Below are 19822 nucleotides of genomic sequence, written 5' to 3'. Positions count from 1 at the left end.
GATTTATAGTCCAATCTATGTATAGAAGGATGTCCGGTATTACTGCAAGATTTATAATCAGCCGGATCAAGGGACTTCTGATGCTGGGAATGTATACAGGTTATCTGTTTTATATCTGTGTAAGATAGAAATGGCACTGTGACAAATGACGAAAAAATGACAGTGCAGTTCAGAAAAACAGACAATATTACTGAAAACTGGGTATTTGCCCATTCTTTTTGCTGATATACTAAACATATCAGAAAAAAGGAGGGGTTTTGTTATGAAGAAAAAACTGGCGTTACTGTTGGCATGTTCCATGATGATGGGTCTGACGGCCTGCGGCGGCAAGACAGAGGCTCCTGCGACCACAGCAGCTCCGGCGGCGACTGAGGCAGCCAAGGAGGAGACAAAGGCTGAGGAGAAGACAGAAGCGGCATCGGAAGCAGCAGGTGGTATGGACGCGCTCATTGAGGCGGCAAAGGCAGAAGGGGAGCTGACCGTGTATGGCTCCTGTGAGGAAGAATATCTGGCTGCTGCCTGTCAGAACTTTGAGAAGCTGTATGGAATCAAGACAAAATACCAGAGACTTTCTACTTCCGAGGTTTACACCAAGATATCAGAGGAAGCAGGAAAGCCGTCAGCGGATGTCTGGTTCGGCGGAACCACCGATCCTTACAACGAGGCAGTTGCGGACAACCTGCTGATGCCATATGAGGCGGAAAATGCCAAGAACCTGATCAGTGACGATTACAAGGATCCTACCAACTGCTGGTATGGTATCTACAAAGGTATCCTTGGCTTTATGGTAAATACGGAAGAGCTGGAGCGTCTGGGTCTGGAAGCACCGAAGACATGGGATGACCTGACAAAAGAAGAGTACAAAGGTCTGATCATGCTGTCCAACCCTAATACAGCCGGTACTGCGAAGCTGATTATCAATACCATGATTCAGATGAAGGGTCATGATGAGGCTATGGAATACTTTAAAGCACTTGATAAGAATGTTGCACAGTATACCAAGTCCGGTTCCGGTCCGTCCAAGATGGTAGGTCCTGGCGAGTGTGTCATCGGTGTTGGTTTTCTGCATGACGGAATCTATCAGATCCTGCAGGGCTATGACAACATTCAGCTGGTGGTTCCGGAAGACGGTACTTCCTTTGAGATCGGTGCCACGGCTATTTTTGAAGGATGTGCACATCCCAATGCAGCAAAATTATGGATTGAGTATACTCTGACTCCGGATTGTGTGGATCATGCCAAAGAAAATGGTTCTTATCAGTTCCTGGTACTTAAGAATGCGACCCAGCCGAAAGAGGCAGAGGAGTTTGGTCTTGATATGAACAATACCATTGACTACGATTTTGAGGATGCCAAGGCAAACAGCGCCAAGTATGTGGAGGACTTCTTCGAGGCACTGGGAAGTTCCACCGATTCTGCTGATGCAAGCAGATTCTTAACCGAGTAAGTCGAAAGCGGGACAGTTACCAGAAACCGATCATAAGGAATCGAAGCCGCGCAGCGTCGCAGAAGCGCTGCGCGGCGTTTTCGTATCGCAGCTGTGATGATACGAAACAGTTAGGAATAGATAACTGTTCAGTAGGTCTGCGCATTCACTGCGCTGACCGTATGAAAACATGGGCTTGCAGGCAAAAATCCCATTGCCGAAGGCAATTTTCAATGGATTTTTGCCCGTAACTGTGAGGGTACTGAACAGTTACAGGAACAGTTATATACCTGAAAGGGGGCTTTCTTGTGGCCAGATCACAAAGCGCCGAGCTGGAGCGCAAAAAATTCTTTTCGGATCCTATTCTTGTAAGCATGATTACTGTGCTGCTGATCTTTTTGGCATTGTTTATCATGTATCCGCTGCTCATGCTTCTGGTGGACAGCTTTTATGAAGAGGGACGGGTTACGCTGGATGTATTCAGGCGGGTGCTGAGCCTGGAACGGTTTCAGCATGCATTTAAAAATACGCTGGTTCTGGGGGTTATTACGGGACTGGCATCCACGGCCATCGGCCTGTTGTTTGCCTATGTGGAGGTGTACGTAAAGCTTCGGACCAGGATTCTGGAAAAACTATTCGGGCTGGTATCCATGCTTCCTGTGGTGTCACCGCCCTTTGTGCTGTCTCTGTCCATGATCATGCTGTTCGGACGGAGCGGTATTATCACACGGTCCATGCTGGGAATCTACGATTCCAATGTGTATGGTCTGAAGGGAATTGCCATTGTGCAGACACTGACATTCTTCCCGGTATGCTATCTGATGTTAAAGGGTCTGCTGAAAAATATTGATCCGTCTCTGGAGGAGGCGACCCGGGATATGGGAGCGACCCGATGGAAGGTATTCACCAGTGTGACATTTCCACTGCTGCTTCCTGGCCTGGGCAATGCCTTCCTGGTAACGTTTATCGAGTCGGTAGCTGACTTTGCAAACCCTATGCTGATCGGTGGATCTTATGATACGCTGGCAACCACCATTTATCTGCAGGTGACGGGAGCTTATGATTCCACCGGCGCGGCAGCTATGTCCGTGGTTCTTTTGTCTCTGACGGTAGTATTGTTCCTGATCCAGAAGTATTATCTGGAGAAACGGACGGCGGCAACACTGACCGGCAAGGCATCCAGGATGAGAATGCTGATTGAAGACAAGAGTGTGACCGTTCCGCTGACCTGTTTCTGTGGACTGGTGGCAGCATTTGTGCTTTTGATGTACATCATGGTTCCATTTGGCGCTCTGTTCACCTTATGGGGGCGGGATTACAGCCTGTCACTCAAATGGTTCCAGTACATGTTTAAGACCAGCGGCCTGAAAGCATTTAAGGACTCCTTTCTGCTGTCCCTGATCGCTTCCCCGCTGACCGCATTTCTGTCCATGGTGATCTCTTATCTGGTGGTGAAGAAGAAGTTCAAATTGAAGGGATTTATCGAGTTTGTGTCCATGCTGGCCATGGCGGTACCTGGTACGGTACTTGGTATCGGGTATATCCGGGGATATGCCAATGGACTGTTTCGGACAGGACTGATGAGCGGATTGTACGGAACGGGTCTGATCCTGATTATTGTGTTTATTGTGCGAAGCCTTCCAACGGGAACCAGAAGTGGTATTTCGGCCCTGCGCCAGATTGACAAATCCATCGAGGAGTCGGCATATGATATGGGTGCCAATTCTGCTACGGTATTTATGACGGTGACACTGCCGTTGATCAAGGATTCCTTCTTCAGCGGACTGGTAACAGCATTTGTGCGGAGTATCACGGCAATATCTGCCATCATTCTGCTGGTAACACCGGATTTCCTGCTGATTACCTGCCAGATCAATGAACAGGCAGAGAAGGGGAACTATGGTGTGGCCTGTGCCTATGCCACCGTACTGATTGCCATCACCTATGGAGCAGTGTTGATCATGAACTGGATGATGAGACATTTTGGAGTCAGCAGAACTATCCGGTAGATCTGCTGAATCACAAGAGGAGGATTATAATCATGGAGAAACAGAAAAAAGGTGTTCGGCTGGAACACATTTCCAAAATATATCAGGATCCCAAGACTGGAAAAAACTTCTATGCGGTGCATGACACCACCCTGGATATCGAACCGGGAACATTTGTGACGCTTCTTGGTCCTTCCGGCTGCGGAAAGACGACCACCCTTCGCATGATTGCCGGATTTGAGAGTCCGGATGAGGGTGAGATCTACCTGGGCGGGGAGGCCATCAACAGCCTGACACCCAACAAGCGTGATACGGCGATGGTGTTCCAGAGCTATGCACTTCTGCCTCATTATAATGTATTTGATAATGTGGCTTATGGACTGAAGATTCGCAAGCTGCCCAAAGAAGAGATACGGGAGCGGGTACTGAACATCCTGAAGCTGGTAGAGATGGAGGGAATGGAGTCCCGCATGACCAATCAGCTTTCTGGCGGACAGCAGCAGCGAGTAGCCCTTGCCCGGGCCCTGGTGCTGGAGCCAGGCGTGCTGCTCTTTGACGAGCCGTTAAGCAATCTGGATGCAAAGCTTAGGGTAACCATGAGAACCGAGATCAGAAAGATCCAGCAGAAGGTGGGGATTACTGCAATCTACGTAACGCATGATCAGTCAGAGGCGATGAGCATCTCGGATAAGATTATTATCATGAGCAAGGGCAAGGTGGAACAGATCGGAACGCCGCGGGAGATCTACTATCATCCTAACTCAAAGTTTGTGGCAGACTTCATCGGGGAAGCCAATTTCCTGGATGCACAGGTGCTGTCAGAAAACGGGGAGAAGGCCAGAATCCGGGTTGCAGGCGAGGAGATTGAGGTCAACAACTTCGCTCATGCCAGGGCCGGGGATAAGTCTGAGCTGGTAATCCGTCCTGAGGCTGCAAAGCTTTCTGAAACAGGTGTACTGGAGGGAACCGTTACCTTGTCCACCTTTATGGGCTCTTATCAGTATTATCAGATGCTGGTGGACGGAATGGAGATTCAGATTACAGATTATAACCCGGTGAACCGGAGAATCTACGAGGTAGGTGAGAAGGCATTTCTGGAATTTGACCCCAGAGGGGTTTACATTTTGTAAACCGTTGCTTAAAATGGAGTCATGAGTGACTGCTTGGGAAGAATGGTTGCGGGTCAGGAGGACTCTGGGGTATGGGGGTTACAGATGTTTTAGGCAAAAACTTAAGTGTGGCAGCAGTTCTTGCGCTTTGTCTCACCGGCTGTGCCGGTGCTGAGAAGGCGGGGGAACATACTGCCGGTGTTCAGGCGGATGAGGAACTGGTGGTGTATTGCCCTCATCCGCCTGGTCTTATTAATCCGATTGTAGCAGAATTTGAGAGCCGGACAGGAATCGATGTGAGGGTGTGTACCGGAGGAACGGGGAAACTGCTTGGAGATGTGGCAACCCGTGAAGAACCGCTGTGTGATGTATTCTGGGGAGGCTCGCTGACTACGGTGAGAGCCAGGCAGGAGTTATTTGAGCCTTATATCAGCATCAACGAACCGATGGTGCTGGAGGAATTTAAGAATACAGAGGGGAATCTGACCCGATTTACCGATATGCCAAGTGTACTGATGGTCAATACAAGACTGTTAGGTGATCTGACCATAGAGGGCTATGAGGATCTTCTGAATCCGGAACTGAAGGGCAGAATTGCCATGTGCAGTCCGTCCAGCTCTTCCTCCGCGTGGGAGCAGCTGATCAATATGCTGTATGCGATGGGAGAGGGAGAGCCGGAGGAAGGCTGGGACTATGTGGAGGAGTTTATTGCCAATCTGGACGGCGTGCTGCTTGAAAGCTCATCGGAAGTCTATCAGGGCGTAGCCGATGGCAGATTTACAGTGGGGCTGACCTTCGAGGAAGGTGCGGCACACTATGTGGCGGAAGGTCAGCCGGTGAAGATTGTTTATATGGAAGAAGGTGTGATCTCCAGGCCTGATGTGGTGGCAATTGTGAAAGGAACGATCCATGAAGCAGAGGCAGAGCAGTTCGTTGATTTTGTTACCGGGCTGGATGCACAGCAGACGATCAGCTCCCAGCTGGACCGCAGAACCGTGCGGTCAGATGTGGAAGAGCCCTCATACCTGCCGGACAAAGGACAGCTCCATATCATATGGGATGACGAAGAGCTGAGTGGACAGAAGAAGGCTCTGTGGCTGGAACGGTTTGCCGGATTGTATGAAAAATCCGTAACTGCTCCGTAGGTCTGCGCATTCACTGCGCTGACCGTATGAAAACATGGGCTTGCAGGCAAAAATCCCGTTGCCGAAGGCAATTTTCAATGGATTTTTGCCCGTAACTGTGAGGGTACTGAACAGTTACGGACAGATTATGGAGGCTGATAGATGAAGCGGGAACGATACTTTCAGGATGAATTGAGAAAAATGTTTGTCAGCTATGCGGTAATTCCCGTTTTCGTGTTTACCCTGGTCTGCGGTGTGATCTTCATGGCGGCATTTTTGTACGGAAGGCTCAGCATTACCAGGCGGCAGAATCATCTCGTAGCGCAGGAGCTTACCCGGGTGCTTACCGGATATCAGGACGGTCTGAAGGAACTGTCTGCCATTCCGGGACTTCTGGAAGCGGATTCCGGTGAGGTTTCGGGCGAGGCTTCAAGATCCCGGATTGCCGGAATTCAGCAGCAGATCTATGAGATCGTGTATCGTCTGCAGAATGAGATCGGCTATGAGGCTGAATTTCATGTGCTGGATCAGAATGGGAATGAGATCGGCTATGAGGTTGGAACCGGAGACAGCCGGAACGTCCATAAGCAGCAGGATTACGGTACGGCAGTGGATGCACTGGGGCGGGCCGGAGCCAGCTCCTGGGGGATGTTTACGGCGATGGATCAGAAGCCGGGATGTCCTGTGATTCAGCTTAAGAATGGATGGAAAAGCCAGGCGGGGATTCTGGCGATTGGAACGGCAGTAGAGAACGGGTATCTGGTATTTACGATTCCGGCCAGGCAGATGCAGCCTCTGCTGGATCAACTGGATACCCAGACGGTTGTGTGTGATGCCTTTGGCTGGGTATATTTCAGTAATGCGTCCCAGTTTTTGACCGGCAACAATCAGGTTCGCACTGCGCTGGACGAGGCAGGTCACTGGCTGAGCGATGATGGTCAGCTGTATCTGACCATGAAACAGTCCGTGGAGCCAGGAGGATTTCTGGTATATTCTGTGGCAAATATCCAGAATATCGTGATCTCGCTGTCGATAGCAGGACTGATGATCATTACGGCACTTCTTGGCATGTGCCTGTGGCTGGTGATGGTGTCCGGCAAGGTGACAGAGAAGAAAACAGAAGACTTTTACAAGATTCTGGATGTGCTGGAGCAGGTGAAAGGTGGAAATCTGGGTACCGCAATTTCGATTCACAGTGAGAATGAATTCCAGATCATAGCAGATGCCTGCAATGAGATGATATCAGGCTTAAGAGAGCAGATGGAAAATAACAGAAAGATGGCGATTCTGGTGGCAACAGCTCAGAACAAACAGCTGGAATCCCAGTTCAACCCTCATTTTCTTTATAACACACTGGAAAATATCCGATACATGTGCAAGCTGGAGCCGGCTACTGCAGAGCGGATGGTGTTTAATCTGTCAGGACTTCTGCGCTACAGCCTGAATGGAGGAGAGGCGGAGGTGACACTTCGGGAAGATCTGGAACACCTGGAGAATTATCTTTCTATCCTGCGATATCGGTTCGGAAAACGCTTTACCTGCATCACGGATGTGGAACCGGAAGTGCTTGCCTGCCGGATTCCCAAGCTGGTATTTCAGCCGATGATTGAGAATTCGGTGAAATACGGATTTGGGCGTCAGGAGAATCTGCGTGTAGAACTGAAAGCTTATCGTTATGAAGACCGTCTGATTATGATCTGCCGGGACGATGGTGTGGGAATGAGCCAGCAGAACTTAAGCAGTCTGACCCGGCTTCTGGAGCAGGAGGAGAACACCAGCAGGCATTCAGGTCTTTACAATATTCATCGAAGAATTCAGATTCTGTACGGACGGTTATATGGGGTGGAAATCAGAAGTCTGGAAGGTCACGGAACTACGCTGATTGTGACAATTCCGGCTCATGGGGAGGAAAATCATGCTGCGGATTTTGATTGTGGAGGATGAAGATATTATCAGAAAAGGACTGGTCTACACCACAGACTGGCTGTCCATGGATTGTGTGGTAGTGGCTGAGGCAGCCAATGGTCAGGAAGGATATGAAAAGATCCTGGAGTATCGTCCTGACGTGGTGATTGCAGATATCTATATGCCTTATCTGGACGGGATCGAGATGATTGAAAAAGCATCAGAAACTGTTCACTTTAAGAGCATTCTGCTGACCAGCTATGCAGAATTCGATTATGCCAGACGAGCCATTGCGGCCCGGGTAAGTGAATATCTGCTGAAGCCGGTGGATGAACAGAAACTGGCGGATATTCTGAAGGGACTGGCCGGCGAACTGGCATGCGAGCGTCAGAAGGATCAGGCTCTTGTGCAGGTGGAACAGGCAGAGCTGGAAGGCGGGAATCTGAATCTTGAATACTACAAGAATCTGGACCGGACAGAGAATCACTATGTGTCCATGGCTGTCGAACGGATTCGTACCGATTATGGATCCAAAATCAGCATTGAGTCCATATGTGAAGAACTGGGGGTCAGCGCCAGCTACTTAAGCCGTAAATTCAAAGAAGTCACCGGGCAGACATTTCTGGACTTCCTGAACAAATACAGGGTGCAGCAGGCGGTAGCGCTCCTGAATACCGGCAGCTACCGGATCAACGAGATCTCCGATGCCACCGGATTTACAGACTATAAGCATTTTTGTACGGTGTTTAAAAAGTACACGTCCAAATCGCCGACGAAGTTCATCAAGGAAATCTAGAAAAGACATTTTCCAAGGAGGGTAAAAGGAAATGAGCGAACTGTTATTTATGGAACCATGTTTTAAAACGATGATCTGGGGCGGTCACAAGATGCGGGAGAAGTATGGATATTCCATTCCCAGTGAAGAGACCGGGGAGGCATGGGCAATCAGTGGACATCAGAATGGCAAAAGCACTGTGAAGGGTGGAACCTACGACGGATGGAACCTGGATGACCTGTGGAAACAGCACGGGGAACTGTTCGGTCATCCGGCAGAGACTTCGTTTCCACTGCTGGTAAAGGTAATTGATGCTAACAATGATCTGAGCATTCAGGTACATCCGGATGACGCATATGCGGCGGTTCATGAGAATGGCTCTAAGGGAAAGACAGAGTGCTGGTACGTTCTGGACTGTGAAAAGGGAGCGGATATCATCGTGGGCCATCATGCCCGAACCAGAGAAGAGCTGGTGCAGATGATTGATGAGGGAAAATGGGATCAGCTTTTGAACTGTTTCCCGATTCATAAGGGTGATTTCTTCTATATTCCATCCGGCACGGTCCATGCGATCCGGAAAGGTACACTGATTCTGGAGGTTCAGCAGAGCAGTGATGTGACCTATCGTCTGTACGATTACGGTCGTCTGCAGAATGGAAAACCAAGAGAACTGCATCTGGATAAGAGCAAGGATGTGATCACCTGTCCCCACAGCGGCGTGTCAACCACGGGGGCGTGGGATGATCGTAAGGATTACCGGGTACGACAGCTGGTGAAAAGTCAGTACTTTACCGTGGAGCAGTGGAAGGTAGGAACAGCACTGGATCTGGAGCAGAAATATGATTTTCTGCTTGTGGATGTGACAGAAGGAAGCGGAATGGCAGACGGCATTCCGGTGAAGGCAGGAGATCACTTTATTGTGCCATATCAGTATGGCACAATGCATGTGGAGGGTAATCTGGAAATCATTACATCCCATCTGTAGATTTTATGGAACGGCAACTCATATGGAATGGAGGAGAAACGATATGTTATTTGGAGCATTGGAAGCTGGCGGAACTAAGATGGTGTGTGCAATCGGCAATGAGAAGGGAGAGATTCTGGAGCGGGTGTCCATTCCCACAGAGACACCGGAGGTGACTCTGCCGAAGCTGCTGGCATATTTTGAAGGCAAGGGGATCCTGGCGCTGGGAATCGGCTGCTTTGGACCGATTGATTTGAATGAGTCATCGGACACTTACGGATATATTACGACAACACCGAAGCTGCCGTGGGTCAACTGTGATATCTGTGGATATTTCCGGGAACATCTGCAGATTCCGGTGGGATTTGACACCGATGTGAATGGCTCTCTGCTGGGTGAGGCAACCTGGGGATGTCTGCAGGATGTGAAGAATGCCATGTATATCACTATCGGAACCGGCATCGGAGCCGGTGTGATGACGGAGGGAAAGCTGCTTCACGGCATGCTTCATCCGGAGTGCGGACATATGCTGATGCCGGTGAGAAGTGATGATACTTACGGCGGAAAATGCCCATATCACGGAACTTGTCTGGAAGGTCTGGCAGCCGGACCGGCCATCGAGGCGCGGTGGGGCCAGAAGGCAGAAACTTTGTATGACAGACCGGAGGTATGGGAACTGGAGGCACATTATCTGGCTGTGGCAGTGGTGAACTTTATCATGACCCTGTCTCCCCAGAAGATTATTCTGGGCGGCGGCGTGATGCACAAGGATGGTCTGATGCCCATGGTGCGTCAGAAAGTGAAGGAGCAGATGGCGGGCTATATCAGGACAAAGGAACTGGAAGATCTGGATTCCTATCTGGTGCTGCCGTCTCTGGATGATAATCAGGGGATTCTGGGCGCACTGAAGCTTGGCATGGATCGATATGAGAAAGAGAAGACTGTATGTTAAATGTTCTGATTGCAGATAACTGTGCTACAGCGACGTACGTTATTTTACTAAAACATTTACAAAATACTCGGGACTGAAGTCCAAGGTCTGGTTTGATTATTAGATTTATCAAGTGGATTCGAAAAAGAAATGCTAAATGAAGTTAAATAATAATGAAAAAAACATAGGTAATTGCGAAACTTGCGATGCTCGTTTGTGCGCTTGAAGAATAGAAATTCTTATGCTAAAATAGTCAAAGGAAAGCACTTTCATTTATATCGAAACGTATCGTTCCATTCTCTGTTTTTCACAATGAATTAAAGGACTGCAACCGAGGGTCCTGAACAGTTACTCCCGAAGATGTATTGGAGTTCTTTCGCGTTTTCACAAACGATACGAGATACGAAAATATCAAGCAGGGATATATCGAAATGACTAGAAAGGCAGTCAGAATGAGATCTGGCTGCCTTTTTCTGTGCTGTGCCTGGCGGCGTAAGTATTTATTTCGATTTTCCGAGGTAAGCTGCTTTCACCGATTCATCGGCCAGCAGCTCCTTGCCGGAGCCGTGCATGGTGATCTTGCCGGTCTCCAGTACATAACCGATATCAGCGGTGTGAAGAGCCATATTGGCGTTCTGCTCGATCAGAAGGACCGTTACGCCTTGCTTGTTGATCTCTCGGATGATGGAGAAGATGTTCTTGACGATCAGGGGGGCCAGTCCCAGAGACGGCTCATCCATCATCAGAATCTTGGGATGGCTCATCAGTGCCCGGGCTACGGCCAGCATCTGCTGCTCGCCGCCGGAGAGGGTGCCGGCCAGCTGCCAGCTGCGCTCCTTTAAGCGGGGGAACAGGCTGTGAACCCATTTGATATCTTCCTCGATGGAGTCATTTCTTAAATAGGCTCCGATCTTGATGTTCTCGATCACGGTCATATCCGGGAAGACGTGACGACCCTCCGGTACCAGAGAGATTCCTTTTTTCACGATATCCGGAGTGTCCATGCCGATCAGCTGGTCTCCGTCCAGGGTGATGCTGCTTCCCTCGGCGGCCTTTACCAGTCCAACGATGGAGCGGAGCGTGGTGCTTTTGCCGGCACCGTTGGCACCGATCAGGGTTACGATGCTCTTGTCCGGCACCTCAAAGGAGATGCCTTTCACGGCTTCGATTCCGCCGTAATTTACTCTTAAGTTCTCAATCTTCAACATCGTCACTCACCCCCAGATATGCGTCTATTACTTTCTGATTGTTCTGAATTTCATCCGGTGTGCCCTGTGCAATCAGCTTGCCGAAATCCAGTACATAGATCCGATCGGAAATCTGCATGACCAGATCCATATGATGCTCGATCATGAATATGGACAAATGATAGGTTTCCCGGATTTCCTTGATGAAATCGGTCAGTTCCTGAGTCTCCTGGGGATTCATGCCGGCAGCCGGCTCGTCTAAGAGAAGCAGGCTGGGTTCTGTAGCCAGAGCCCGGGCGATCTCCAGTCGGCGCTGAAGGCCGTAGGGCAGGGAAGAAGCAATTTCATCCTTCAGGTGATCCAGATGCTGCTCTTTTAAGAGAGCCATGGTCTCGGCCCGCATCCGTGCCTCCTCGGCCCGATTCAGGCGGAGGGTAGCAGAGAATACATTCTGCTTTGCACGCATATGCTTGGCAATCAGAACATTTTCAAATACGGTCAGCTGACCGAAGAGACGGATGTTCTGGAAGGTACGGGCAATGCCCTTTTTGGTAATCACATCGGGCGTATTTTTTACGATGGGGATGGAGGTGGGAGTGACCTCACCTAAGTACATCTTTTCCATCTTGCCTTTGGGGGTGTTGGAAAGGATGGTCTCACCCTTAAATGCTACTTTTCCGTAAGTGGGCTCGTAGATACCGGTGACGCAGTTGAATGCGGTGGTCTTGCCGGCACCGTTGGGGCCGATCAGAGCCACGATTTCCCCTTCATTGACATCCAGTGTCAGTCCGTTGACGGCTACCACGCCGCCGAACTGCATGGTCACATCCTGCATATGGAGGACATTTCCGGATGTTTCTGTCTTTGCTGTATTGTTGTCTGCCATTATGCTTTTGCTCCCTTCTTGGATTTTTTACTGCCTTTCAGTCGGGAAGGAATGCCCTTCAGCAGTCGTCCCAGGCCATCCCAGGAGAATTCGTTGCTTCCCATCAGACCGCGGCTGTAGAACAGAACCACTACCATCAGCAGGATGGAGAAGATGACCATACGAAAACCGGTGCGGAACAGAGGAATCTGGATGCCGGCGATGGTCAGAGGGTTGTCGAAGAACCGCAGCCATTCACGTCCGGCTGTTACCAGGAAGGAACCAAGTACGCTTCCGGTGACACTTCCGATGCCGCCCAGCACTACAATCAGAAGAATGTCGTAGGTCAGGGAGATGGAGAAGGTCTTGGAGTCGATGGAACGCATGAACATGGCCAGCAGTCCGCCGCCTACTCCGGTGAAGAAGGAGGAGATGACGAATGCCAGTTCTTTGTAGTGGAACAGGTTCAGCCCCATGGCCTGAGCTGCAATCTCATCTTCCCGGAGAGCCTTGAAGACACGTCCATAGGAGGAGTTGATCAGCAGAACCATCAGCAGGATGCACAGAGCACAGAGACCGAAGGCCATGAACAGATTTGGGAAGCCGGGAATACTCTTCAGTCCGTAGGATCCGTTGGTGATCTGGTCAAGCTGTGGTGCTGCGATGACGGCACGGATGATCTCGGAAAATCCCAGAGTAGCAATGGCCAGATAGTCGCTCTTTAACCGCAGTACCGGGATTCCGATCAGAGCAGCAGCGGCGGCAGAAATCAGGCCGGCAATGATGAGAGCCAGCCAGAAAGGACAGTGAAGATTTGCAATGGCGGGAGAAATACCGCTTACATAGTATACACTGGCCCGGCTTTCCACCGGGATGGTCAGAATTGCCACGGTGTAGGCACCGATGGCCATGAATCCGGCCTGACCCAGAGAAAAGAGTCCGGTAAATCCGGTCAGCAGGTTCATGGAGACGGCAACCACCGCATAGATGGCGCTTCGTTCCAGAATGGAGATCTGGTAGCTGTAGCTGCTGCTGTTGGCCTGCAGGAATGCAAGCAGGGCGATGACAACCAGCAGGGCCGCCAGAGTATAAAGTTTGTTTTTGGAAATTGGCTGTTTTTTCATGTTGTCCACCTCACACTTTATCGGTTGTCTTCTCGCCGAACAGACCGGTCGGTTTGATCAGCAGAATGATGATCAGCAGGACGAAGGTAAATGCGTCGCTGAATGTGGAGTATCCCATGGCAACCAGGGCTGTCTCACCCAGACCAAGGATAAATCCGCCGATGACGGCTCCCGGTATGCTTCCGATACCGCCGAATACGGCAGCTACGAAGCATTTCAGGCCAGGCAGAGAGCCGGAGAAGGGGAATACGGTCATACGGTCTGTGAAGTACAGCACAGATCCCACTGCAGCCAGCAGAGAACCTACGGCAAAGGTGAAGGTGATGACCTTGTTGATCTTGATGCCCATCAGAGCAGCGGTATCATAATCCTTGGCCACAGCCCGCATGGCCATGCCGATCTTGGTCTTGTTGATCAGGGTAATCAGAGCATAGACGATGACCAGAGTCAGCACCGGAGTCAGGAAGGTGACGAAGGATGCGGACAGACCGCCGATCTGGAAAATCTTCTTTAAAAATGGAATCTCCGGATAGCCTTTGGGCAGAGCCGTGAACAGGTAGGTGGCCAGGTTCTGCAGCAGGTAGGAGACACCGATGGCAGAGATCATGACGGACATTCTTGGTGCGGAGCGCAAGGGGCGGTAAGCCACCCGCTCGATGGAAACACCAAGAATCACGGTGATGATCAGGACCACCGGAACCGCGATGAACCAGGGAAGGCTGGCCATAGCGAAGATCATAAAATAACCGGCCATCATGAAAATGTCGCCATGAGCGAAATTGATGAGCCGGAGAATGCCGTAGACCAGAGTGTAGCCGATGGCGATCAGGGCGTAGGCACCGCCTAAGGAGATGCCGGTCAGGCATTGCTGAAGAAAGGTTGTTAATGTCATGGAAGGGATTCCTCCTGTGTTATAGTAATAAATGCAACGAGTGGAAACATAGAGTTGTTTCCACTCATAGGGTTATTTCCACTCGCTATGATGATGTGTACCACAGGTTTTATTTTACCGTGGTGGTGGTCAGGAATTTAAATTTGCCGCCTTCAATGGTTTTGATGAAGGCCATGTCTTTGTTGGCGTCACCATTTTCGTCGAAGGAGATGCTTCCGGTTACACCGTCGATGGATACGTCTTTTAAGGCATCACGGATGGCGGTGGTGTCGGTGGAGCCGGCGTTTTCAATTGCTTTGATGGCTGCTAAGTAGGAGTCATAGCCAAGAGCGGATACAGCCGGGATGATCTCCTCCTGCTTGTTTTCCTTTAAGTAGGTCTTGAAGCCTTCGATGAAAGCTGCTGCCTCGTCGTTAGCCGGTTCTGCCTCATCGAAGAATGTGGAGAGGACTACGCCCTCTGCGGAATCGCCTGCGTTCTCGATGATGGTGGAGTTCTCCCAGGTATCACCGGCTGCGATGGTAGCGGTGATGCCCAGCTCACGTGCCTGCTTGATGATCAGTGGAGCCGTGGTAATGGAGGACGGAGCAAAGATGATATCCGGATTCTGTGCCTTGATGTTGGTCAGAATCGCTTTGAAGTCTGTCTGGTTGGTCTGGAACTGTTCCTCACTGACGATGGAGCCGCCCAGATCGGAAAATGCTGTTTTAAAGAAGGAACCAAGACCGGAGGAGTAGTCGTCACCCAGCTGAGTGATGATCGCTGCGGTCTTTGCACCGTTATCGGTTGCATAGTTTGCCATAACCGTACCCTGAAACGGATCCAGGAAGCATACACGGAAGTAAAAATCATTGCCCTGAGTAACCTGAGGGTTGGTACAGGAACATCCGATAGCAGGAATCTTGGCATCTGCGAAGATCTGGCCGGCTGCGATAGATACGCCGGAGCCGTAGCTTCCAAGCACTACGGAAACTTTCTCACTGACCAGCTTTTGAGCAGCATTGACTGCCTCGGTCTTATCTGATTTATTATCAACCTCTACCAGTTCGATCTTGTACTCATCTTCACCTACTTTTACAGTCGGATGTACCTTGTTGGCATAACGGATACCAAGAACCTCCTGGAAACCGCCGCCGCCGTTCTCACCGGTGGTCGGCTCGAAGACGCCGATCTTGATGACTTTTGAGTCGGAACTGCCACCTGAAGAAGAGCTGCCTGCTGAACTGCTGCCACAGCCGGTCATCAGGCCCATGCTCATGCATGCGGAAAGGGTTAATGCAAGCACTTTTTTCATTTTCATAATCAGATCCTCCTTTTATCTGTATCTTTCTGCATCGAGAATCCTTGACTGTACATAGTACAAGAACAAGTGTCTCTGTCATAGATACAAGTTGTAGCCAATTATAGCACTAAAGTGGAAAAGTGCAAGAAAAATTTATAAATACTTTATAATCTTAAGTGAATTCTTTGTGAGACGTAAAAAAATCAGCAATCTGTCAGCCAGAGAAAGACTTTTTCTTTGGTGACAGATTGCTGATGGAAGAATCATAATTGGGAAAAATGGCTGACCGGATGCTGTCTCTGGTCAGATGTTCATCCGCTTTTTTGTCCTGTCGTAACTGTGAGGGTACTGAACAGTTACAAGACATATTGTATATAGAAACGGAGGGAGGAAATTTTATGAGGAATAATGAAAATTGTATTGCAATTTATTCTCGAAAATCCAAGTTTACCGGTAAAGGCGAGAGCATCGGTAATCAGGTAGAGTTATGCAAAGAATATATCAAAGTCCATTACGGGGAAGAAGCTTTAAGGGATGCTGTGATTTATGAGGATGAAGGATTCTCCGGAGGAAATCTGAACCGGCCGGCATTTAAGGAGATGATGACAGCAGTGAAGGAAAGAAAGCACAAAGCGATCATCGTGTATCGTCTGGACCGTATCAGCCGAAATATCAGTGATTTTTCTGGACTGATTGAAGAATTGTCATACCTGAATGTAGCGTTTATTTCCATAAGAGAGCAATTTGACACAGGAAGTCCCATGGGGCGGGCTATGATGTATATTGCATCCGTTTTTTCCCAACTGGAGCGGGAGACGATTGCGGAGCGTATCCGGGACAATATGCATGAATTGGCCAAAACCGGCCGCTGGCTGGGAGGTACAACGCCCACAGGCTACGCTTCTGAGAGTGTAAAGAGCATAACTGTGGATGGAAAAACAAAAAAAGCCTGCAAATTAAAAATAATTCCTCAGGAGATTGAAATCATAAAGACCATCTTTGATGTATTTGTGGAAACCAATTCATTGACGATTACGGAGGCAGAACTGATGCGCCGCAGGCTCTTTACGAAAAATAATAAGCATTTTACCCGGTTTGCAATCAAAGCAATTTTACAGAATCCGGTTTACATGATTGCGGATGAAGATGCGTACCGGTATTTTCAGGAACAAGGTGCAGACCTGTTTTCAGACAGAGAAGTATTTGATGGAACCTATGGAATTATGGCATATAATCGAACGGATCAGGAAAAAGGAAAAACCACGGTATATCTGCCGATTGATAAGTGGATTGTCTCTGTGGGCGGTCACAAAGGTGTGATACCGGGAAAGGTGTGGGTACAAGTTCAGAAATCATTGGAACAGAACAAGTCGAAATCTTTCCGAAGACCCAGAAGCAACGAAGCTTTGCTGACAGGCTTATTATTTTGCAGATGTGGAAGCCGGATGTATCCGAAAATGACACAAAGAATGACGGCTGATGGAAAAAGAATTTATACTTATGTCTGCAAAATGAAGGAGCGCAGCCAGAAAAGCGTCTGTGATGGGAAAAATGTGAATGGAAATACGCTTGATATGGCAGTGGTAGAGCAGATTAAGAGATTGGAGGAGGACAGGGAGAATTTTATCCGGCTTTTGGAGCAGAGCCGAAAGTTTTACACCAGTAACCATGATCAATATGATACGCAGCTTATATCACTGAGACAGGAGCAGGAAGAAAAGACCCAAAAAATCAATGGACTGGTAGATTCTCTGACGGAAGTAGGGGATGGCAGTGCGAAGTCTCATATTGCAAAGAGAATCGAAGAACTGCACCGGGAGTGTGAAGCCATTGATGCACGGATTCAGGAACTGGAGCGGCTGACTTCCCAGCAGGAATTGAGTGATGTCGAATTTAATATGCTTCGACAGTTGTTATCTGTTTTCCGTGACAGTATCGACGAGATGTCAATAGAGCAGAAGCGTGCAGCCATTCGGACCGTTGTGCGTAAGGTTGTCTGGGATGGCACCAATGTGCATGTGATTTTATTCGGCGCTGCAGAGGGTGATATTTCAGATACTTTGCGAGAATCAAAAACGCATCGGGGAGCGGATAGCAAATGAAATTCTCATGATGTTTCGTGCCGGGAAGAAATACAGCCGCGAGGTATCTCTGTTTGAGCCCATCGGCGTTGATAAGGATGGGGAATCGGTCAGTCTGGTGGATGTCATTGAGCTGGAAACCAAAGAGGTGTTAGAAGACCTGATCCTGGACCAGGATATCCGGGAACTCTACGAGGCGTTTTCCTGCTGTTTAAAGCCTCAGGAGCAGTCTGTGGTAAAGCTGCGCTACGGACTTTTCGGGATGAAACCCCGCACCCAGCGGGAAATCGCGAGGCAGCTTGGCATTTCCCGCTCTTATGTATCCCGGATTGAAAAGCGGGCCCTGAAAAAACTGGGCGAACATTTAAAGGCGGAATAAAAAAATAATCACATAAATCATAAGAAAATTGCATTGTTTTCAGATGCTTTCCCATATATAATGTATGGGAAAGCATTTTTGATGTTTATTAGGAAGAGGTATCATCAGCTAAAGGAGGGTGTTATTATGTCTACAATCTTAGTGACAGGCGGTGCCGGCTATATTGGAAGCCACACCTGTGTGGAACTTTTGAATGCCGGTTATGATGTGGTTGTCGTGGACAACCTGTGCAATTCCTGTCGGGAATCCTTAAAACGCGTGGAGGAGATTACCGGAAAGAAGCTGACCTTTTATGAGGTGGATCTTCTGGATGAACCGGCTCTGGATGCCGTGTTCCAGAATGAGAAAATTGACGCAGTCATTCATTTCGCAGGCTTAAAGGCCGTTGGAGAGTCGGTATACAAGCCGCTGGAATATTATCACAACAATATTACCGGAACCCTGATCCTGTGTGATGTCATGCGCCGTCACGACTGCAAGAGCATTGTGTTCAGTTCTTCCGCAACCGTATACGGCAATCCGGCATTTGTTCCGATCACCGAGGAGTGCCCGAAGGGCGAGATCACCAATCCTTACGGCCGTACCAAGGGCATGCTGGAGCAGATCTTAACCGACCTTCACACCGCGGATCCGGACTGGAAGGTTATGCTGCTTCGTTACTTTAACCCGATCGGAGCACACAAGTCCGGCCGTATCGGTGAGAATCCGAAGGGTATCCCGAACAACCTGCTTCCGTATATCACTCAGGTGGCAGTAGGCAAGCTGGTATGCCTGGGCGTATTCGGCAATGACTACGACACACCGGACGGAACCTGTGTCCGCGACTACATCCATGTCGTAGACCTGGCAGACGGCCATGTAAAGGCACTGGACAAGCTCTCCAAAGAGCAGGGCGGTGTCTGGATCTACAACCTGGGAACCGGCGTTGGCTACAGCGTCCTCGATGTCATCAATGCCTTTGAGGAGGCTAACCACTTAAAGATTAACTACGTATTCAAGGAGCGCCGTGCGGGCGATGTGCCGCAGTGCTACGCAGATTCCTCCAAGGCCGAGCGGGAGCTTGGCTGGAAAGCAAAATATGGCATCCGGGAGATGTGCGAAGATTCCTGGAGATGGCAGAAGAACAATCCGAACGGATACGAAGAGGACTAAACAGAAACGAAAAGAAAGAAGAGGAGACCGGTCAGGCCTCCTCTTCGCTCATTAAGGACTTCATAATGAAAGAATAGATCTCTTTGCTTTTCTGTTCCCACCGGGCACTCATGGCGGCAGCCTGGTCACGGTCCGGAACCGATAAGTTCAGTTCAATGAGAGGGGAACGTCCCTCCCGCACCTCGCAGTGCACGATGTAGTCCTGGCTGGTGGACTTGTAATAGTCGGAAACCAGGCTGACCTCATTGCGCAGCCGGAGACGGTTCTCCTTTAAGTAGGTGTCCATGTCCTCGATGATGGCGGGGGAAATGTTGTTCTCAAAAAAGTTTAAGGTTTCTTCCCCTTCTTTGGTGATCTCGTAGCGGGTGGTGCTGTGGGTGGACTCAGCGCGAATGAGCCCGGAGTCCTTTAATTCCCCAAGGGCCTGCTGGAGCGTGAAGTAGCTGGCGTATTCGTGCTGCAGGAAAAAGTCCGTCAGCTGTGCGTTGGTCAGCGGAAAATTCACTTTTTTGAGCATATATAAATTCATGAGTTTGTATAGCGTCATCGGTTCTGACAACATGGAAGCGTGCCTCTTTCATTCAACAAAGTTTTTATTAATCATACCAATTTAAACCTTTTAAATCAAGTGAAATTAT

17 protein-coding genes are annotated in these 19822 nt (G+C 49.4%); 11 read left to right on the top strand and 6 right to left on the bottom strand.

Annotated features, from left to right (window positions below; genetic code table 11):
• The first annotated feature begins 262 nt into the window (after positions 1 to 262).
• The 8 genes from WMO41_RS08020 to WMO41_RS07985 all read left to right on the top strand — a co-directional run bounded on the left by WMO41_RS08020 (position 263) and on the right by WMO41_RS07985 (position 10243).
• Positions 263 to 1447, top strand: a complete 1185-nt coding sequence (locus WMO41_RS08020; RefSeq protein WP_349229312.1) for an ABC transporter substrate-binding protein — start codon at positions 263 to 265, stop codon at positions 1445 to 1447.
• A 287-nt stretch (positions 1448 to 1734) separates the two neighbouring features.
• Positions 1735 to 3435 carry an ABC transporter permease gene (locus WMO41_RS08015; protein WP_349229311.1) on the top strand — a complete coding sequence of 567 codons (1701 nt, stop codon included), beginning with the start codon at positions 1735 to 1737 and terminating at the stop codon, positions 3433 to 3435.
• Positions 3436 to 3467: 32 nt separating this feature from the next.
• Positions 3468 to 4544 (top strand): ATP-binding cassette domain-containing protein, encoded by a 1077-nt coding sequence (locus tag WMO41_RS08010; protein ID WP_177273235.1) that lies wholly within the window; start codon positions 3468 to 3470, stop codon positions 4542 to 4544.
• A 71-nt stretch (positions 4545 to 4615) separates the two neighbouring features.
• On the top strand, positions 4616 to 5668 hold the full coding sequence (locus WMO41_RS08005) for an extracellular solute-binding protein (RefSeq protein WP_349229310.1): 1053 nt from the start codon (positions 4616 to 4618) through the stop codon (positions 5666 to 5668).
• Between the two features lie 141 nt (positions 5669 to 5809).
• Positions 5810 to 7591 carry a sensor histidine kinase gene (locus WMO41_RS08000; RefSeq protein WP_349229309.1) on the top strand — a complete coding sequence of 594 codons (1782 nt, stop codon included), beginning with the start codon at positions 5810 to 5812 and terminating at the stop codon, positions 7589 to 7591.
• Positions 7563 to 8348, top strand: a complete 786-nt coding sequence (locus WMO41_RS07995; RefSeq protein ID WP_349229308.1) for a response regulator transcription factor — start codon at positions 7563 to 7565, stop codon at positions 8346 to 8348. Before WMO41_RS08000 ends, WMO41_RS07995 begins: the two co-directional genes overlap by 29 nt.
• A 31-nt stretch (positions 8349 to 8379) precedes the next feature.
• Positions 8380 to 9312: a mannose-6-phosphate isomerase, class I gene (gene manA / locus WMO41_RS07990; protein WP_349229307.1), complete on the top strand. Its 933-nt coding sequence runs from the start codon at positions 8380 to 8382 to the stop codon at positions 9310 to 9312.
• 43 nt (positions 9313 to 9355) lie between these two features.
• Positions 9356 to 10243 carry an ROK family protein gene (locus tag WMO41_RS07985; protein ID WP_349229306.1) on the top strand — a complete coding sequence of 296 codons (888 nt, stop codon included), beginning with the start codon at positions 9356 to 9358 and terminating at the stop codon, positions 10241 to 10243.
• 479 nt (positions 10244 to 10722) lie between these two features.
• Here the strand turns inward: WMO41_RS07985 and WMO41_RS07980 are convergent, their stop codons facing one another.
• The 5 genes from WMO41_RS07980 to WMO41_RS07960 all read right to left on the bottom strand — a co-directional run bounded on the left by WMO41_RS07980 (position 10723) and on the right by WMO41_RS07960 (position 15590).
• Positions 10723 to 11430, bottom strand: a complete 708-nt coding sequence (locus tag WMO41_RS07980; RefSeq protein ID WP_349229305.1) for an ABC transporter ATP-binding protein — start codon at positions 11428 to 11430, stop codon at positions 10723 to 10725.
• Entirely contained in the window at positions 11417 to 12295 is an 879-nt protein-coding gene (locus WMO41_RS07975) for an ABC transporter ATP-binding protein (protein ID WP_349229304.1), read from the bottom strand. The genes WMO41_RS07980 and WMO41_RS07975 overlap by 14 nt, the downstream gene beginning before the upstream one ends.
• Complete coding sequence (locus tag WMO41_RS07970) at positions 12295 to 13398, bottom strand: branched-chain amino acid ABC transporter permease (RefSeq protein WP_349229303.1); 1104 nt, start codon at positions 13396 to 13398, stop codon at positions 12295 to 12297. Before WMO41_RS07970 ends, WMO41_RS07975 begins: the two co-directional genes overlap by 1 nt.
• Positions 13399 to 13408: 10 nt before the next feature.
• Positions 13409 to 14290: a branched-chain amino acid ABC transporter permease gene (locus WMO41_RS07965; protein ID WP_349229302.1), complete on the bottom strand. Its 882-nt coding sequence runs from the start codon at positions 14288 to 14290 to the stop codon at positions 13409 to 13411.
• Positions 14291 to 14399: 109 nt separating this feature from the next.
• Entirely contained in the window at positions 14400 to 15590 is a 1191-nt protein-coding gene (locus tag WMO41_RS07960; protein ID WP_349229301.1) for an ABC transporter substrate-binding protein, read from the bottom strand.
• 380 nt (positions 15591 to 15970) lie between these two features.
• On the opposite strand from WMO41_RS07960, the gene WMO41_RS07955 reads away from it, so the two are divergent.
• From WMO41_RS07955 to galE, 3 genes are all read left to right on the top strand, one after another.
• The gene (locus tag WMO41_RS07955; protein WP_349229300.1) at positions 15971 to 17674 is read left to right on the top strand and encodes a recombinase family protein; all 1704 of its coding nucleotides are present in this window, start codon (positions 15971 to 15973) and stop codon (positions 17672 to 17674) included.
• Positions 17675 to 17681: 7 nt separating this feature from the next.
• Positions 17682 to 18032, top strand: coding sequence for a sigma-70 family RNA polymerase sigma factor (locus WMO41_RS07950; RefSeq protein WP_349229299.1), 351 nt, complete (start codon positions 17682 to 17684; stop codon positions 18030 to 18032).
• A gap of 126 nt (positions 18033 to 18158) precedes the next feature.
• Positions 18159 to 19184 carry a UDP-glucose 4-epimerase GalE gene (gene galE / locus WMO41_RS07945; protein ID WP_349229298.1) on the top strand — a complete coding sequence of 342 codons (1026 nt, stop codon included), beginning with the start codon at positions 18159 to 18161 and terminating at the stop codon, positions 19182 to 19184.
• 31 nt (positions 19185 to 19215) lie between these two features.
• Here the strand turns inward: galE and WMO41_RS07940 are convergent, their stop codons facing one another.
• Positions 19216 to 19746, bottom strand: coding sequence for a DUF4364 family protein (locus WMO41_RS07940; RefSeq protein ID WP_177292168.1), 531 nt, complete (start codon positions 19744 to 19746; stop codon positions 19216 to 19218).
• Between the last annotated feature and the right edge of the window lie 76 nt (positions 19747 to 19822).

It is taken from the genome of Ventrimonas faecis (assembly GCF_040096075.1).
Taxonomy (GTDB): Bacteria; Bacillota; Clostridia; order Lachnospirales; family Lachnospiraceae; genus Brotaphodocola; species Brotaphodocola faecis.
The sequence above is the reverse complement of the archived record's forward strand: the minus strand, read 5'-3'. Positions and strand labels throughout refer to the sequence as shown.

Coding starts and splice junctions, on each gene's coding strand:
- WMO41_RS08020 (WP_349229312.1), top strand. CDS start 263: ATGAAGAAAAAACTGGCGTTACTGTTGGCATGTTCCATGATGATGGGT.
- WMO41_RS08010 (WP_177273235.1), top strand. CDS start 3,468: ATGGAGAAACAGAAAAAAGGTGTTCGGCTGGAACACATTTCCAAAATA.
- WMO41_RS08005 (WP_349229310.1), top strand. CDS start 4,616: ATGGGGGTTACAGATGTTTTAGGCAAAAACTTAAGTGTGGCAGCAGTT.
- WMO41_RS08000 (WP_349229309.1), top strand. CDS start 5,810: ATGAAGCGGGAACGATACTTTCAGGATGAATTGAGAAAAATGTTTGTC.
- WMO41_RS07995 (WP_349229308.1), top strand. CDS start 7,563: ATGCTGCGGATTTTGATTGTGGAGGATGAAGATATTATCAGAAAAGGA.
- manA (WP_349229307.1), top strand. CDS start 8,380: ATGAGCGAACTGTTATTTATGGAACCATGTTTTAAAACGATGATCTGG.
- WMO41_RS07985 (WP_349229306.1), top strand. CDS start 9,356: ATGTTATTTGGAGCATTGGAAGCTGGCGGAACTAAGATGGTGTGTGCA.
- WMO41_RS07980 (WP_349229305.1), bottom strand. CDS start 11,430: ATGTTGAAGATTGAGAACTTAAGAGTAAATTACGGCGGAATCGAAGCC.
- WMO41_RS07975 (WP_349229304.1), bottom strand. CDS start 12,295: ATGGCAGACAACAATACAGCAAAGACAGAAACATCCGGAAATGTCCTC.
- WMO41_RS07970 (WP_349229303.1), bottom strand. CDS start 13,398: ATGAAAAAACAGCCAATTTCCAAAAACAAACTTTATACTCTGGCGGCC.
- WMO41_RS07965 (WP_349229302.1), bottom strand. CDS start 14,290: ATGACATTAACAACCTTTCTTCAGCAATGCCTGACCGGCATCTCCTTA.
- WMO41_RS07960 (WP_349229301.1), bottom strand. CDS start 15,590: ATGAAAATGAAAAAAGTGCTTGCATTAACCCTTTCCGCATGCATGAGC.
- WMO41_RS07955 (WP_349229300.1), top strand. CDS start 15,971: ATGAGGAATAATGAAAATTGTATTGCAATTTATTCTCGAAAATCCAAG.
- WMO41_RS07950 (WP_349229299.1), top strand. CDS start 17,682: ATGATGTTTCGTGCCGGGAAGAAATACAGCCGCGAGGTATCTCTGTTT.
- galE (WP_349229298.1), top strand. CDS start 18,159: ATGTCTACAATCTTAGTGACAGGCGGTGCCGGCTATATTGGAAGCCAC.
- WMO41_RS07940 (WP_177292168.1), bottom strand. CDS start 19,746: ATGTTGTCAGAACCGATGACGCTATACAAACTCATGAATTTATATATG.